The 15083-nt window shown below is 65.0% G+C and carries 16 protein-coding genes; 3 read left to right on the top strand and 13 right to left on the bottom strand.

Annotated elements, in window-relative coordinates:
• Positions 1 to 56: 56 nt before the first annotated feature.
• The 4 genes from ACZY0R_RS17275 to ACZY0R_RS17260 all read right to left on the bottom strand — a co-directional run bounded on the left by ACZY0R_RS17275 (position 57) and on the right by ACZY0R_RS17260 (position 2668).
• Positions 57 to 1073, bottom strand: coding sequence for an NAD(P)H-dependent glycerol-3-phosphate dehydrogenase (locus ACZY0R_RS17275; protein WP_488859877.1), 1017 nt, complete (start codon positions 1071 to 1073; stop codon positions 57 to 59).
• 108 nt (positions 1074 to 1181) lie between these two features.
• Entirely contained in the window at positions 1182 to 1700 is a 519-nt protein-coding gene (secB, locus tag ACZY0R_RS17270; RefSeq protein ID WP_441626966.1) for a protein-export chaperone SecB, read from the bottom strand.
• A gap of 161 nt (positions 1701 to 1861) precedes the next feature.
• A complete protein-coding gene (gene grxC / locus ACZY0R_RS17265) occupies positions 1862 to 2119 on the bottom strand; it encodes a glutaredoxin 3 (RefSeq protein WP_488859875.1) in 258 nt (85 codons plus the stop codon).
• A 135-nt stretch (positions 2120 to 2254) separates the two neighbouring features.
• Positions 2255 to 2668, bottom strand: coding sequence for a rhodanese-like domain-containing protein (locus ACZY0R_RS17260; protein WP_035861019.1), 414 nt, complete (start codon positions 2666 to 2668; stop codon positions 2255 to 2257).
• A 140-nt stretch (positions 2669 to 2808) separates the two neighbouring features.
• On the opposite strand from ACZY0R_RS17260, the gene gpmA reads away from it, so the two are divergent.
• From gpmA to ACZY0R_RS17245, 3 genes are all read left to right on the top strand, one after another.
• Complete coding sequence (gpmA, locus tag ACZY0R_RS17255) at positions 2809 to 3555, top strand: 2,3-diphosphoglycerate-dependent phosphoglycerate mutase (RefSeq protein ID WP_045241372.1); 747 nt, start codon at positions 2809 to 2811, stop codon at positions 3553 to 3555.
• Between the two features lie 165 nt (positions 3556 to 3720).
• A complete protein-coding gene (locus tag ACZY0R_RS17250; protein ID WP_488859872.1) occupies positions 3721 to 5313 on the top strand; it encodes a S41 family peptidase in 1593 nt (530 codons plus the stop codon).
• Positions 5314 to 5364: 51 nt separating this feature from the next.
• Positions 5365 to 6135, top strand: a complete 771-nt coding sequence (locus ACZY0R_RS17245) for a HesA/MoeB/ThiF family protein (RefSeq protein ID WP_488859870.1) — start codon at positions 5365 to 5367, stop codon at positions 6133 to 6135.
• Positions 6136 to 6142: 7 nt separating this feature from the next.
• On the opposite strand, the gene mnmH is transcribed toward ACZY0R_RS17245, so the two are convergent.
• From mnmH to gshA, 9 genes are all read right to left on the bottom strand, one after another.
• Entirely contained in the window at positions 6143 to 7255 is a 1113-nt protein-coding gene (gene mnmH, locus ACZY0R_RS17240; RefSeq protein ID WP_488859868.1) for a tRNA 2-selenouridine(34) synthase MnmH, read from the bottom strand.
• On the bottom strand, positions 7255 to 8322 hold the full coding sequence (gene selD / locus ACZY0R_RS17235) for a selenide, water dikinase SelD (protein WP_488859866.1): 1068 nt from the start codon (positions 8320 to 8322) through the stop codon (positions 7255 to 7257). The genes mnmH and selD overlap by 1 nt, the downstream gene beginning before the upstream one ends.
• A gap of 275 nt (positions 8323 to 8597) precedes the next feature.
• On the bottom strand, positions 8598 to 9077 hold the full coding sequence (bfr, locus tag ACZY0R_RS17230; RefSeq protein WP_488859864.1) for a bacterioferritin: 480 nt from the start codon (positions 9075 to 9077) through the stop codon (positions 8598 to 8600).
• A gap of 111 nt (positions 9078 to 9188) precedes the next feature.
• A complete protein-coding gene (locus ACZY0R_RS17225; RefSeq protein WP_045241377.1) occupies positions 9189 to 9485 on the bottom strand; it encodes a (2Fe-2S)-binding protein in 297 nt (98 codons plus the stop codon).
• Between the two features lie 244 nt (positions 9486 to 9729).
• The gene (ptsP, locus tag ACZY0R_RS17220; RefSeq protein ID WP_045241378.1) at positions 9730 to 11505 is read right to left on the bottom strand and encodes a phosphoenolpyruvate--protein phosphotransferase; all 1776 of its coding nucleotides are present in this window, start codon (positions 11503 to 11505) and stop codon (positions 9730 to 9732) included.
• Between the two features lie 137 nt (positions 11506 to 11642).
• The gene (locus ACZY0R_RS17215; RefSeq protein WP_035861002.1) at positions 11643 to 11912 is read right to left on the bottom strand and encodes an HPr family phosphocarrier protein; all 270 of its coding nucleotides are present in this window, start codon (positions 11910 to 11912) and stop codon (positions 11643 to 11645) included.
• Positions 11881 to 12336 (bottom strand): PTS sugar transporter subunit IIA, encoded by a 456-nt coding sequence (locus ACZY0R_RS17210; RefSeq protein WP_035860999.1) that lies wholly within the window; start codon positions 12334 to 12336, stop codon positions 11881 to 11883. Before ACZY0R_RS17210 ends, ACZY0R_RS17215 begins: the two co-directional genes overlap by 32 nt.
• A 90-nt stretch (positions 12337 to 12426) precedes the next feature.
• Positions 12427 to 13380: a glutathione synthase gene (gene gshB / locus ACZY0R_RS17205; RefSeq protein WP_488859861.1), complete on the bottom strand. Its 954-nt coding sequence runs from the start codon at positions 13378 to 13380 to the stop codon at positions 12427 to 12429.
• A gap of 86 nt (positions 13381 to 13466) precedes the next feature.
• On the bottom strand, positions 13467 to 14762 hold the full coding sequence (gene gshA, locus ACZY0R_RS17200; RefSeq protein WP_488859859.1) for a glutamate--cysteine ligase: 1296 nt from the start codon (positions 14760 to 14762) through the stop codon (positions 13467 to 13469).
• Between the last annotated feature and the right edge of the window lie 321 nt (positions 14763 to 15083).

The following is a 15083-nucleotide window of genomic DNA, read 5'->3' as shown; positions in this document are numbered from 1 at the left end:
TCGCAGCGACCGGCCAGGCGCGGGAGATCCGCGATGGCTGCCGGGTCAGCACACGCTCACTCATAGCGTGCGTCGCGCTGCAGCAGCTGCGCCACCGCATCGGCGGCGGGCAGCCCTTCGAAGAGCACCGCGCAAACCGCGCGCGTGATCGGCATATCGACGCCCTTTGCCGCTGCCAGCGCCGCCACCGCCTGCGCGCAGCGCACGCCTTCGGCAACGTGGCCCAGTTCGGCCAGGATCTGCGCCAGCGTCTTGCCCTCGGCCAGTTGCTGACCAACCTTGCGGTTGCGCGAGAGGTCGCCCGTGGCGGTCAGGATCAGGTCGCCCATGCCCGCCAGACCCATGAAGGTTTCAACACGGCCGCCCAGCGCCATGCCCAGCCGCGTCATCTCGGCCAGGCCGCGCGTCACCAGCGCGGCGCGCGCGTTCAGGCCCAGGCCCAGCCCGTCGCTGGCGCCTGTGGCGATCGCCAGCACGTTCTTGACCGCGCCGCCTACCTCGGCGCCGACCAGGTCGTCGCTGCCGTAGATGCGCATGGCATGGTGATGGAATGCATGCTGCGCCAGTTCCGCGAGCGCGGGCGACGTGCCCGCCACGGTCAGCGCGCACGGCAGGCCAAGCGCCACCTCGCGGGCGAAACTGGGGCCCGTCAGCACCCCGTAGCTGGTGTCATGCAGACGGCCGGCGGCATCGAGCTCTTCGCGCACCATCTGGTGCGGCAGTGCATTGGTGCCTGCCTCGAAGCCCTTGCACAGCCAGAGCATGCGCAACGCCCCGGTCTGGCGCGCTGCCAGCCTGCGCGTCATTTCGCGCAGGCCCGAGACCGGCGTGGCCACGATCACGAGACCATCGGGTTCAACATCGGCATGCGCCGCGGCACGCTCGAAATCCGGCTCGACCGCCAGCCGCCCGGTCAACGGTACGCCGGGCAGGTAGGTCGCATTGACGCGGTCGGCGCCGATGCCTGCCAGCTGCGTGGCGTCACGCCCCCACAGCACCACATCGTGGGCCGCGGCGGCATGGCTGGCGAGCGCGGTGCCCCAGGCACCAGCACCGAAGACAGTGATTTTCATGGCGGTTCGCCTCGCTGATTCAGCTTCAAAGCCGCATTCGTCACGTAACGCGGGCCGGAAAGACAAAACGGGGCCGAGGCCCCGTCTTTGCAACTGACTACCGCAGGATCAGTGACGAGCCTGGCTGCCGTCGGGCATCACGATGCCGCTGCTGCCGCCCTGGGCGGCTTCGGCTTCTTCCATGGCTGCCTGCAGGCGTTGCTCGTACAGCGCCTGGAAGTTGATTTCCGACAGGTGGATGGCCTGGAAGCCGGCGCGGGTGATCACGTCGGCGATATTGCCACGCAGGTACGGGTAGAGAATGGTCGGGCAAGCGATGCCCAGCAGCGGGTCGAGCTGCTCCACCGGCACGTTGCGGATATCGAAGATGCCGGCCTGGTGCGCTTCCACCAGGAAGGCAACCTTGTCCTGCACCTTGGTGGTCACGGTACCGGTCACCACCACCTCGAAGATGCCTTCCTGCAACTGCGAGGCACCCACGTTCACCTGCACTTCCACGGCCGGTGCTTCGGTCTCGAGGAAGATGCCGGGCGAATTCGGCTGTTCGAGCGACATGTCCTTCAGGTACACACGCTGGATGTTGAAGAACGGCTGGTCTTCCTGCTGATTGTTTTGCTGGTCGCTCATGAAAGGCTTCCGGAAAGAGGCGTTGGGCACCTGGCGTACGGACCATCTGCGCCACGGGCTGGAATGGCCCTGGCTAACGGCCCGGGTCGGCACCCGGTTGGAAAACGCATATGGTACATGACGCGGGTGACGAATTCACCCGCGCCGAGGCTGGGGGGCCTTCAGGCAACCAGCAGGGGCACCAGCCCGCCCTGGCGATCGAGCGCCGAGAGGTCGTCGAAGCCGCCCACATGGGTCTCGTCGATGTAGATCTGCGGCACGGTGCGGCGGCCTGTGCGCGTCATCATTTCCTCGCGCTTGCCGGGCTCGCGATCGATCAGGATCTTCTCGATCGCCTCCACGCCCTTGGCCTTCAGAAGGCGCTCGGCCATCTGGCAATACGGACAAACTACCGTGCTGTACATCACAACGCGGGCCATGCGGTTCTCCTTGAAAAACGGGATTTTGGACGTAGCTCGGGTGCCGGCAAGCCAGGACTGCGCCACACCGGACAAAGACGGGCGCCCTGCTGGCGCGGCGACGGGGCGTGCCCCCGGAACCGCTTCAGGCGCCCCTTACTTGACTACGGGCAGGCCGGCTTGCTGCCAGGCGGCCAGGCCGCCTTCGAGCGAATAGATCTCACTGTAACCGGCTTCCTTCAAGGCTGCTTGACCCTTACCCGAGCGCTGGCCGGTCTGGCACACGACGATGATTGGGACGGATTTGTCCTTTGCAAGGCCGGCGGCACGGCTGGGAAGGTCCGCGAGTGGCGCGCTCTTGGCTTGCGGCAGGTGACCCTTGGCGTATTCGGTGGCTTCCCGGATATCCACGACCACCGCATTGCGCTTGTTGATCAGCTGGGTCGCGGCGGCCGGATTGACGGTCTTGCCGGCGGTTCCGCGCGTGATGGCGGGCCAGGCCAGCAGGCCGCCCGACACCACGGCGAGGGCGATCAAGGCAAGGTTGTTGTAGTCGGCGAAGAAATTCACGTTGGCATTCCGGTGGGTTGAGTCGGCGGCATTATAAAATAGACGGTTTCGTGCCCGCGACCCGCCATTGTCTCCTACTTGACACAACTGCGGCGGTATGTGGCATGGCGCACACACGTTTCTCACGCTTTGGAAGCAGCATGTACAAACTCGTTCTCATCCGCCACGGCGAATCCACGTGGAATCTCGAAAACCGCTTCACTGGCTGGGTCGACGTCGACCTGACCGACACCGGCGTGGCCCAGGCCAAGCTGGGAGGCAAGCTGCTGCGCGAAGCCGGCCTGGGCTTCGACGTAGCCTATACCTCGGTGCTGAAGCGCGCTATCCGCACGCTGTGGCACGTGCAGGACGAAATGGACCTGATGTGGATCCCGGTCCGGAACGAATGGCGCCTGAACGAACGCCACTACGGCGCGCTGTCGGGCCTGAACAAGGCCGAGACCGCCGCCAAGTTCGGCGACGAGCAGGTGCTGGTATGGCGCCGCAGCTACGACACGCCGCCGCCGGCGCTCGAAACGGACGATCCGCGCGCCGCGTACGACGATCCGCGCTATGCCCAGGTGCCGCACGAGCAGATCCCGCTGACCGAATGCCTGAAGGACACGGTGGCCCGCGTGCTGCCGCTATGGAACGAATCCATTGCGCCAGACATCAAATCGGGGAAGCGCGTGGTGATCGCAGCCCATGGCAACAGCATCCGTGCGCTGGTGAAGTACCTGGACCAGGTCTCGGATGACGATATCGTTGGCATCAATATCCCCAATGGCACCCCGCTCGTGTACGAGCTGGACGCCGACCTGCGCCCGCTGCGTCATTACTACCTGGGCGACCAGGAAGCGATCGCCGCCTCCCTGGCCGCCGTGGCGAACCAGGGCAAGGCACGCTGAGGCAAGGGCCGGCCGGGCGCCGCCCAGGTGCATCGCCCGGCCGCCTCATGCAGTGGATCAGGCCTTTTTTGCCGCTCCCTCTTATACTGTCGGACAAAACCGGCCGGTGTGATACGCCAGGCCGGCTCCGACACAGCACAATCCTCACACGTTCAGGCAGCCCTCATGCGTAAGACGCTCAAGAACATAAGTCTTGTTTCTGCCGGACTCGTTGCCGGCGTGCTCGCCACGCTGCAGCTATCCGCCACTGCGCAGAACTCTTCAGGGCCCCTGCCGCTGGAGCAACTGCGCCTGATGGCGGACATCTTTGGCCAGATCAAGCGCGAGTACGTAGAGCCGGTCGATGACAAGAAGCTGCTGACTGAAGCCATCAAGGGCATGGTCGCCAGCCTGGATCCGCATTCGGCCTATCTGGACGAGAAGGATTTCAAGGAACTGCAGGAAGGCACGCGCGGCCGCTTCGCCGGCCTGGGGATCGAGATCTCCCAGGAAGAAGGGCTGGTCAAGGTGATCAACCCGATCGAAGACACACCCGCCTTCCGTGCCGGCATCCAGCCCGGCGACCTGATCACCCGTATCGACGACAAACCCGTGCGCGGCCTGCCGCTCGAACAGGCTGTCAAGCGCATGCGCGGCGAACCTGGCACCAAGGTCACGCTGACCATCTATCGCAAGAGCGAGGAACGCACTTTCCCGGTGTCGATCACGCGCGCCGAGATCCGCGTGCAGTCGGTCAAGGCCAAGCTCATCGACAACGACAAGCTCGCCTGGGTGCGGCTGACCAGCTTCCAGGAACGCACCGTGGCGGACCTGGGCAAGAAGCTGGACGAACTGGCGCAAAAGAACCCGAACCTGAAGGGCGTGATCCTGGACCTGCGCAATAACGGCGGCGGCGTGCTGCAAGGTGCGGTCGGGGTGGCGGCAGCGTTCCTGCCCGAAGATGTGACCGTGGTCTCGACCAACGGCCAGGTGCCCGACGCCAAGCGCGTCTATAAGACCACGTTCAACAACTACCGGCTGTCGTCCCTCGAAGACGATCCGCTCAAGAGCCTGCCGGCGCTGTACAAGAAGATCCCGATGGTGGTGCTGACCAACGCCTACTCGGCGTCGGCCTCCGAAATCGTCGCCGGTGCGCTGCAGGATCACAAGCGTGCGCTGATCATGGGCAAGACCACCTTCGGCAAGGGCTCGGTGCAGACCGTGCGTCCGCTCACCAACGACACCGGCATCAAGCTGACCATCGCGTATTACTACACGCCGACGGGCAAATCGATCCAGGCCAAGGGCATCCGCCCGGACATCCCGGTCGACCAGAACCCGGAAGGCGATCCTGACGACGCGCTGATCACGCGCGAAATCGACACCGAGCGCCACCTGCATAACAAGCAGGAATCGGAGGAGCCCGAGATGAACGAGCGCGAGCAGCGCCGCGTCGAGGAGCTGCGCCGGCTGGAAGAAGAAAACGCCAAGAAGTCGCCGGAAGAGCGCGACAAGGAACGCAAGAAGAAGCCGATCGAATTCGGTTCGGCCGAGGACTTCATGCTGCAGCAGGCGATCGCGCAGCTCGAAGGGCAGCCGGTCAAGCGTTCGAAGTCCAAGCTCGAAGCCGTGGCCGTGTCGGACAAGCCGGCCAAGCCGGCATCCGCGAAGTCTGGCACCAACCCGGCCAAAGCTGGCGGCAAGACACCGGCCAGCGCCCCGCCGGCGAGCGCTCCGATTGGAACGCCGCTGGGCACGCCGACCGGCAAGGCTCCCTGAAAACCTGATGGACGACAGCGGCCCCGCGGGGCCGCTTTTGCATTGCACGCCATGAACGACGATCAACTGCTGCGCTATTCGCGGCATATCCTGCTCGACGAACTCGGCATCGAGGGACAGAGCCGGCTGCTGGCCAGCCACGCGCTGGTGATTGGCGCCGGTGGCCTGGGCGCCGCAGCCCTGCCCTACCTGGCCTCCGCCGGCGTTGGCACCATTACCGTGGTCGATGACGACGTGGTCGACCTGACCAACCTGCAGCGCCAGGTCATCCACACCACCGCCAATGTCGGCCGGCCCAAGGTGGAATCCGCGCGCGAAGGCATGCTGCGCATCAACCCCGGCATCGACGTCCGCCTGGTGCGGGCTCGCGTGGGCGCCGCCGAACTGGCGCAACTGGTGGCCGGGGCCGATGTGGTGCTCGATTGCTGCGACAACTTCGACACGCGCCAAGCGGTCAACCGCGCCTGCGTGCGGCACAACGTGCCGCTGGTATCCGGCGCTGCGCTGCGCTTCGACGGGCAGATCAGCGTGTTCGACCGCCGCCAGCCGGGCGCGCCCTGCTATGCCTGCCTGTTCCCGCCCTCACAGCCGGCGCAGGAAGTGGCCTGCGCCACCATGGGCGTATTCGCGCCGCTGGTGGGCATGGTCGGCACCGTGCAAGCGGCGGAGGCGCTCAAACTGCTGATGGGGATCGGCACCACCCTGGCCGGCCGGCTGCTGATGGTCGATGCGCTCGGCATGGAATGGACCACCATGCGCCTTGGGCGCGTGCCGGATTGCGAAGTCTGCGGCGGCGAGGCCCACGGGGACGCCGGCCACTAAGCGCCAGTCATGCGCGCGTGCGCTCGCGCAGGAAGGCGAGCGCGGCGGCGCGCTCGCCGCGGAACACGATCCTGGCCTCGCGTCGCTCGCGCTGGTAGGCATACATGGGATCGTAGTATTGCCGCAGCAAAACCCCGATCCATCCCCGGTGCAGCTCGGTATGGCCCGACTCGGCCTGGCGCTCCAGCGCCTGCCCCAGCAAGTCCGAGAGCCGCTCGTAGAGGGCTCCGCCGAGCCGCCTGGATATTGCCGCCATCGCATCCCGCAGGCGTGCGGCATAAGCGGCGAATCCCGCCTCCTCGCCAAGCGCCCCGATGAATTCCTGCGACAGGCCAAGCACGTAGTCCTCGAGCACACGATCCACGCGCGCCTCGAAAGGCTCCTCGAGCCAGACCAGCGGCGCCGCCTGCATGGCGAGGTAGAAGGACTGCGGCAGGTTCCGGGCGCCGATGAAGCGCCCTTCGTCCTCGACCACCAGGGCGGCACGCCCGCTCGCGCGGTGGCGCAACAGCGCGACCGCCAGATCGTTCTCGAAATCGATTTGCGTGGGCTGCGCGACCGCGCGCCGGCCGAAACTGGAGCCGCGATGACGGGCCTCGCCCTCCAGGTCGATGGCCGCATCCTGGCTGGCCATCAGGTCGGCGATCAGCTCGGTCTTGCCGCTGCCCGTTAGTCCGCCCAGTATCAGCAGGCCGCACTCGGCGGCGGCGGCATCGATGACGTCGATCAGGTAAGCGCGCATTGCCTTGTAGCCACCCGTCACGCGCGGATAGGCGATGCCGGCATCCTCGCGCAGCCACTGCTGCACGATCTGCGAACGCATGCCTCCCCGGAAGCAATACAGATAGCCCTCCGGATGCGCCCGCGCAAACGCCGCCCAGGCGGCGGTGCGCGCGGCGCGGACGTCGCCGCTCACAAGGCGGTGGCCCAGCGCGATCGCGGCCTGCTGCCCCTGCTCCTGGTAGCACAAACCCACCTGGTGGCGCTCGTCGTCGTCCATCAGCGGCAGGTTGACCGCGCCGGGGAACGCACCGCGCGCGAATTCCACCGGCGCGCGTACATCGAGCAAAGCGGCACCGGACAGGAAGAGCCGGCGGAAATCGCACGCATCGTCGCGCATCAGATTACCTCGACGGCGTACTGGCCCTGCGCCACCATCTCACCAACCGGTGCCAATGCCAGGCCGGACTCGGCACAGGCAGCGTGGAATTCGGCTTCACCCGCAGGCTCGACCGCCACCAGCAAACCGCCGCTGGTTTGCGGATCGCACAGCACGGCGCGTTGCACCTCGCTTAGCGCACTGCCCTGGTTGCCGATGCCGGCGCCGATCCGCGCGCCATAGCTATCGAAGTTGCGCTGCGTACCGCCAGGCACGCAGCCGGCCTCCACATAGCGCAATACCTCCGGCAGCAGCGGCACCGCCGAGTAGTCGAGGCGAGCGGTAAGGCGGCTGCCATCGGCCATTTCAACCAGGTGCCCTAGCAGGCCAAAGCCGGTCACATCCGTCATGGCCCGCACGCCGGCCAGCTTGCCAAAACGGCTGCCGGGGCGATTGAGCACACACATCCAGTCACGCGCCAGGTGCGCATCCTGCGCGCGCAGCCGGCCCAGCTTCTCGGCCGTGGTCAACACGCCGATGCCCAGCGGCTTGGTCAGGTAAAGGCGGCACCCCGCGGCGGCGGTATCATTTCGCTTCAGGTGCGCGCGGTCGACCACGCCCGTCACCGCCAACCCGAAGATGGGCTCCGGAGCATCGATGGAATGCCCGCCGGCAAGCGGGATGCCGGCATCCTCGCAGGCGCGCCGACCACCGGCCACCACCTCGCGCGCCACCTCGGGTGGCAGCAACTTCACCGGCCAGCCGAGGATGGCGATGGCCAGCAACGGATCGCCCCCCATCGCATAAATGTCGCTGATGGCATTAGTAGCGGCGATGCGTCCGAAGTCGAAGGGATCATCGACGATCGGCATGAAGAAATCGGTGGTGGAAACCACGCCGCGGCCGTGATCCAGCCCGTCCAGCGCGTAGACGGCCGCGTCGTCGCGGGAGGCATTGCCGACCCACAGGCGTGGGTCGAGATGCTGATTGCCGCTGCCGGCCAGGATCACATCGAGCACCTGTGGCGATATCTTGCAGCCGCAGCCGGCACCATGGCTGTACTGCGTCAGGCGAATGGGTTCTGCCATGATCCTCGGCTCCTGTTTCGTGGCGTTTGCGAATGCGTGCGCTGGCTCATCTGCACCCTATATGCTATCTGGCGCCTCTCGCCGCTGCACGCGCGAATTGCGGGCAAGCTGGCGCAGGCACGGCAACGGCGATGGCTGCGAAGCGACTGGCAAGGAATGGGAATCCGAATGAGAAGGGTTACTACCCGGATGCGGGGAGAGGCGGCAGCACCGAACGGCGCCGCGCGGGCGCGGCCACTGCGTTCTTGCGAACCCGCGGCCGACTGCTGGGCGGATTATTGCTCGCCCGGCTCCATCTGCGACTGCAGATAGTTCGGCAGGCCAACCTTGTCGATCAGGTCGAGCTGCGTTTCCAGGTACTCGATATGCTCTTCGGTGTCGGTCAGGATGTCGACCAGGATCTCGCGGCTAACGTAGTCGCCCACCGATTCGCAGTAAGCGATGCCTTCCTTGACGGTGGCATGCGCGCCTTGCTCGAGCTTCAGGTCGCACTTGAGCATTTCGGGGGTGTCTTCACCCAGTAGCAGCTTGTTGAGGTCTTGCAGGTTGGGCAGCCCATCGAGCATGAGGATGCGGTCGATCAGGCGATCGGCGTGCTTCATCTCGCCGATGGATTCCTTGTACTCCACGTCGCCGAGCTTCTTGAGGCCCCAGTGGCGGTACATGCGAGCATGCAGGAAGTATTGGTTGATCGCGGTCAGCTCGTTCTTCAGCTGCGCGTTCAGATGTTGGATGACCTTCTTGTCACCTTTCATAGGAGGCTCCTGTAGCTACGGGCCCCCGCAAAAACGCGAAGCGGCGCAAGACGCGCCGCATGCAGTCTGAACAAGCGAAAACACGCCGTAACCTGATAGTTACGGGCGAGTTCAAGCAACCAGCTCGGTACGCTGATCGTTCGCGACTGCCGGGTCCCGAGTGTCCATTATGGCACGTGGGCCCGAAGGCGAACAGGAGGAAATGTCCACGACCTGGATGGTGGCGACCTTGACATTGCGGACCGCGGCAACGCCTTCGCAAAGGACCTGTTGCGCGCATTCGCGGCAACGGCCACAGCAGGTGCCCACGCCCAGCGTTTCAGCCAGCTCGTCGAGCGTGGCCACGCCAAGATGCGCGGCCCCATGGATTTCTCGGTCAGTAACCTGATTGCAGATGCAAACGTACACAAATCCCTCCTTGGGAGAGGGGTGACACCGGCATGTCACCCGCGATGTACGTCAGAATATCAGAGATCGAAAATGATAACAATTCCCATTAATCCACAAAATGTACATGCCAATAACACGGCACTTACGCGGGAAATCGTGGATTAAGGTGGCGTCACAAGTCGCCTAAAAGTGATTTTCAAAGCCCGCAAAGAGTGTTGTATTTCCCGAAAAACCTTAGTCCGCTCAGGGTTGTCAGTCGCAATCAGAGCTGCTTCAGCGCGCAGGCCAGTTCCTCCGGCTCGTAGGCGCTCAGCACCTGCTCGACCAGCCGTTCCAGCCGCTCGCAGTCGGCATGCAGGACTTCCTGCTTGACCCGCAGCAACTGCGAAGGATGCATCGAGAACTCGCGCAACCCCATACCGAGCAGCAGCCGGGTCATGGCGGGATCTCCGGCCATTTCGCCGCACACCGCCACCGGCACGCCGGCGTGGTTGGCCTCGCGGATGGTACGCGCGATCAGCTGCAGCACCGCCGGATGCAGCGGGTCATAGAGATGAGCCACGGCGTTGTCGGCGCGGTCGATGGCAAGCGTGTACTGGATCAGGTCGTTGGTGCCGATGGAGAGGAAATCCATGCGCCGCAGGAACAGCGGCAGCATCAGCACGGCGGCCGGGATCTCGATCATCGCCCCGACCTTGATATACGGGTCGAAAGCCTGGCCACGGACGTCAAGCTGGCGCTTGGCCTGCGCGATCAGGTCCAGGGTCTGGTCGATCTCGCGCGCGTGGGCCAGCATCGGGATCAGCAGCCGCACCGGCCCGAAGGCCGAGGCCCGCAGCAATGCACGCAGCTGGGTCAGGAACATGGCCGGCTCGGACAGCGACCAGCGGATCGCGCGCAAGCCCAGCGCCGGATTGAGCGCAGTCTCGAAATCGTCGCCGCGCCCATCGCGTCCCTCCCGGCCATCCAGCGGCTTGTCGGCGCCGATATCGATGGTGCGGATGGTGACCGGCAGCCCATGCATGGCGTCCACCGCGCCGCGATATGCCTGGAACTGCTCTTCCTCGTCGGGCAGCTCCCCGCGTCGGTTCATGAACAGGAATTCCGAGCGGAACAGGCCCACGCCGACCGCGCCGGCGGTCAGCGCCGCGGTCGCGTCTTCAGACATCTCGATATTGGCCAGCAGGTCGATCTCAAGCCCGTCCAGCGTCACGGCAGGCGTATGGCGCAGGCGTTGCAGGCGCTTTTTCTCCAGCGCCCGCTCGCTCTGCCTGTGCCGGTATTCCTCGAGGATGATGGCCGACGGATCGACGATGACCAGGCCTGCGTCGCCGTCGATGATGACCCAGTCGTCCTGGCGGATGAGTTCGCTGGCGCTTTGCACGCCCACCGCGGCAGGGATGTCGAGGCTGCGCGCGACGATGGCGGTATGGGAGGTGCGCCCGCCGAGATCGGTCACGAAGCCGTGGAACACGGTATGGCGGAACTGCAGCATGTCGGCCGGCGAGATGTCGTGGGCCACCACGATCACGCCGGGTGCCGGCTCGCCATCGGGCGCCAGCGACGAAGGCGGCACCGGGGCCGGCGCCAGCACGGCCGCGCCGGCCAGCACCTTGAGAATGCGCTCGACCACCTGGCGGATATCCGCCTTGCGTTCGCGCAGGTATTCGTCCTCGATTTCGTCGAACTGCCGCATCAATTCTTCGAGCCGCGTGGTCAGCGCCCATTCGGCGTTATAGCGCCGGTTGCGGATCAGTGCCTCGGGCTCGCGCGCAAGCGCCTCGTCGTCGAGGATCATCGCATGCACATCAAGGAAGGCGCCCAGCTCTTCCGGGGCTTCGCGCGGGAGATCGCGCTTTAGCGTGACCAGTTCGGCCCGCACCGCCGCGCGTGCCGAGCGCAGGCGTTCCACCTCGGCCTCAAGCCGGTCTTCGTCGACCAGGTAATGGGAGACATCAAGCGCAGCAGGCGCCAGCAAATGCGCGCGCCCGATGGCGACGCCGCGCGAGACCGGGATGCCGTGCAGGGCAAATGGCATGTACCGCTCCGTCAGGAACGTTTAAAAAGTCTGGCCAGGGCCAGCAACCTTGGAAGCGGTGCCAGGATGAAACGAAGCGGCCCTGGCCAGGCGCGCCGCGGCGTTCCGTGCCGCCGCCTTCATCCCGGATCGGCTTCCTATTCTCCTTCGCCGAAGCGGTTGGCGATGAGCGCCAGCAACGCGTCCATCGCCTCTTGCTCATCGGGCCCGTCAGTCTCGATGGTCACGGTGGAGCCGATGCCCGCGGCCAGCATCATCACGCCCATGATGCTCTTGGCGTCGACCTGCCGACCATTGCGCGACATCTTGACCTGACTGACGAAGTTACCCGCCAGTTGCGTCAGCTTGGCGGAAGCCCGTGCATGCAGCCCGAGCTTATTGATGATGTTGGTGTCCCTCTGCAGCATATTTGTCGGGATGATTTGCGATCTGGTTCTGGACGGTGGTGGAGCCTACCTGCAACACACCCTGCGAGCCTCCCGCCAGCGCCTTGAGGGCAAGCTGGTCGAGTTTCTCGGTACGGTAGCAAATGGCGCGCACCAGCATGGGAAGATTGACGCCGGCGAGCACCTTGACGCGGCCCGGCTCGGCGAGGCGGGCCGCGATATTGGCCGGCGTGGCACCAAAGATATCGGTCAACACCAGCGCGCCATTGTCTTCGCTGACCTCGGCCAGGCGCCGCCGGGCTTCGGCAAGCACGGCCGCGGGCTCGGCGTCGGGCATGACGTCGATGGCTTCAAGCCGTTGCGGCTGGCCGCAGTAGACGTGGGCGGCGCACTCGCGCAATGCCGAAGCCAGCGGGGCGTGCGCGATGATCAGGATGCCTGCCATGGTGGTGAATCCGTTGGATTGACGCGATTGTAGCAGGCACGCTGGCCGGAGATTCAGCTCGGCGCCCCGGTTTGGCGCGGCGCCAACAGCTCAGCGGCCACGGGCCTGCACGGCTTGCTCCAGCGCATCGATAAACATGGCGGCGACCTGGAAGCCGGTCTGCTGGGTGATTTCCTGAAAACAGGTTGGACTCGTCACATTTACTTCGGTGAGGTAATCGCCGATCACATCCAGCCCGACCAGCAGCAAACCGCGCTCCCACAGGCCCGGCGCCAGCGACTCGGCGATTTCGCGGTCGCGCGCGGAAAGCTCCTGGGCGCGCCCGGTACCACCCGCGGCCAGGTTGCCGCGCACTTCGCCATCCTTGGGAATGCGGGCCAGCGAATACGGCACGGGCACGCCGCCGATCAGCAGGATGCGCTTGTCGCCGTCCTTGATGGCGGGGATATAGCGCTGCACCATCAGGGTGCGCGCTCCGTCCTCGCCCAGGGTCTCGATGATGGCGCCAAGGTTCATGCCGTCCGGGCCAACCCGGAAGATTCCCATCCCGCCCATGCCGTCGAGCGGCTTGAGAATGACATCGCGATGCTCCGCGTGGAAAGCGCGGATGCGATCGGCATCCCTCGTGACCAGCGTCGGCGTAATGAATTCGGGATACTGGGCAATCGCCAGCTTCTCGGAATGGTCGCGAACCGCCTGCGGCTTGTTGAACACATTGGCGCCCTGCGACTCCGCCAGTTCCAGCAGCCAGGTGCTGGTGACGTATTCCATGTCGAACGGCGGATCCTTGCGCATCAGCACGGCGTCGAAGCCGGTGAGGGGCTGCAGGCTGGCCTCGCCGGTGCGGTACCAGTCATGCGGATCGCCTGTGAGTTGCAGCGGATGCACGACCGCCTCTACCTGGTCGGCCGACAGCGACAACTGCGACTGCAGGCAAGAAAACAGCTCGTGCCCGCGCTCAACCGCCTCGACCATCATGGCGTAGGTCGAATCCTTGTAGGTCTTGAAGGTGTGCAGCGGGTCGGTAATAAACAGAATACGCATGATGGCTCGTCCCGGTCGCAGGGTTGCCGCGCGAATTGCGCGGCGCGTCAAGGCGCCGCCACCAGGACAGCGCCATCTCAGGCAATTCAGAGAATCGGATTCGGGTCGGTCTTCTCGAGTTCCAGCGACGCCGCCAGCAAGGCCAGCCGCGCCACCACGCCGTACATGTAGAAACGGTTCGGCACCGCCGCGCCAGGCTTGGCATGGCTGTCGGGAATGCCGTTGGGCGCGAAGGCCAGCGGCACGAAATGCATGCCCGGCGCATTCAGGTTCTCGTCGTTGCCGCGGCCGGTATGGACGCGGTAGAAGCCGCCGACCACATAGCGGTCGATCATGTACACCACCGGCTCGGCCACCGCCTCGTTGACCTTCTCGAAGGTGTGCACCCCTTCCTGGATGATGACGTCGTTGACCTCAAGGCCTTCCTTGACGACGCTCATCTTGTTGCGTTCCTTGCGGTTCAGCCCCTTGATTTCGGAAGGATCCTTGATGGTCATGATGCCCATGCCGTAGGTGCCGGCATCGGCCTTGACCACCACATAGGGGGTTTCCTTGATGCCGTACTCGCGGTACTTCTTGGCGATCTTCTTGAGCACGCCTTCGACCGAGTCGGCCAGTGCCTCTTCACCCACGCGCTCGTGGAAATCGATCCCCGAGCACTTGGCGAAGTACGGGTTGACCATCCACGGATCGACGTCGATCAGCTTGGCGAACTTCTTGGCAATCTCGTCGTAGGCGGCGAAATGGCTCGACTTGCGGCGCGTCGACCAGCCCGCGTGCAGCGGCGGCAGCAGGTATTGCTCGTTGATGTTCTCCAGGATCGGCGGAATGCCGGCGGAGAGATCGTTGTTGAGCAGGATCGAGCAGGGATCGAAGTCCTTCAGCCCCAGGCGGCGACCGCGCGCGCCCAGGCGGGCCAGCGGCTCCACCACCAGCGTCTGGCCGTCGGGCAACTCGATCGGGGTCGGTTCGGTGATGTCTTCGGACAGCGAGCCCAGGCGGACATTAAGACCGGCCTGGCGCATGATCAGCGACAGCCGCGCCACGTTCTGCAGGTAGAACATGTTGCGGGTGTGGCGCTCGGGGATCAGCAGCAGGTTCTTGGCGTCCGGGCAGATCTTCTCTATTGCCGCCATGGCCGCCTGGACCGCCAGCGGCAACATTTCGGGCGCAAGGTTGTTGAAGCCGCCGGGGAACAGGTTGGTATCGACCGGGGCCAGCTTGAAGCCGGCATTGCGCAGGTCGACCGAACAGTAGAACGGAGGCGTATGTTCCTGCCATTCCAGCCTGAACCAGCGCTCGATGGACGGCGTCGCATCCAGGATCTTTTTTTCCAGCTCGAGCAGCGGACCGTTCAGCGCGGTGATGAGATGCGGGACCATATACATCCTAGTGATCGTCTTTATCGTTCGCCCAGATTGTAGAGGAACGGCCAATTGGCTGCTGGCGCCGCCTGAATAAGCATATGCGAGCGACAGCATAAGGGATAAGGGATAAGGGATACGGATATGGGGGTGCGGCTCAGGAATAAAAGGGGGGTGGGCGCAGGAGCAATCGGAGGCACTTCCGGGCGACCTGCCGGCGAGGGCCGCGGGCAGGAAAAAAAAAGCGCGACCGGAGCCGCGCTTTCAAATGGCCTGACAGATACGGGGAGCGTTCTGCAGGTGGAGGAAACTGCCTCACTCGCACTGTATGTGCGCTAC

The sequence above is a fragment of the Cupriavidus sp. F041 genome, from assembly GCF_057814235.1.
Note: the sequence above shows the minus strand (reverse complement) of the source record. Positions and strands in the feature narration are given on the sequence as shown.

Coding starts and splice junctions, on each gene's coding strand:
- ptsP (WP_045241378.1), bottom strand. CDS start 11,505: ATGCCATTTGCCCTGCACGGCATCCCGGTCTCGCGCGGCGTCGCCATC.
- bfr (WP_488859864.1), bottom strand. CDS start 9,077: ATGAAAGGTGACAAGAAGGTCATCCAACATCTGAACGCGCAGCTGAAG.
- gpmA (WP_045241372.1), top strand. CDS start 2,809: ATGTACAAACTCGTTCTCATCCGCCACGGCGAATCCACGTGGAATCTC.
- gshB (WP_488859861.1), bottom strand. CDS start 13,380: ATGCGTATTCTGTTTATTACCGACCCGCTGCACACCTTCAAGACCTAC.
- ACZY0R_RS17275 (WP_488859877.1), bottom strand. CDS start 1,073: ATGAAAATCACTGTCTTCGGTGCTGGTGCCTGGGGCACCGCGCTCGCC.
- gshA (WP_488859859.1), bottom strand. CDS start 14,762: ATGGTCCCGCATCTCATCACCGCGCTGAACGGTCCGCTGCTCGAGCTG.
- grxC (WP_488859875.1), bottom strand. CDS start 2,119: ATGGCCCGCGTTGTGATGTACAGCACGGTAGTTTGTCCGTATTGCCAG.
- ACZY0R_RS17210 (WP_035860999.1), bottom strand. CDS start 12,336: ATGGCAGGCATCCTGATCATCGCGCACGCCCCGCTGGCTTCGGCATTG.
- ACZY0R_RS17215 (WP_035861002.1), bottom strand. CDS start 11,912: ATGCTGCAGAGGGACACCAACATCATCAATAAGCTCGGGCTGCATGCA.
- mnmH (WP_488859868.1), bottom strand. CDS start 7,255: ATGCGCGACGATGCGTGCGATTTCCGCCGGCTCTTCCTGTCCGGTGCC.
- secB (WP_441626966.1), bottom strand. CDS start 1,700: ATGAGCGACCAGCAAAACAATCAGCAGGAAGACCAGCCGTTCTTCAAC.
- ACZY0R_RS17250 (WP_488859872.1), top strand. CDS start 3,721: ATGCGTAAGACGCTCAAGAACATAAGTCTTGTTTCTGCCGGACTCGTT.
- ACZY0R_RS17245 (WP_488859870.1), top strand. CDS start 5,365: ATGAACGACGATCAACTGCTGCGCTATTCGCGGCATATCCTGCTCGAC.
- selD (WP_488859866.1), bottom strand. CDS start 8,322: ATGGCAGAACCCATTCGCCTGACGCAGTACAGCCATGGTGCCGGCTGC.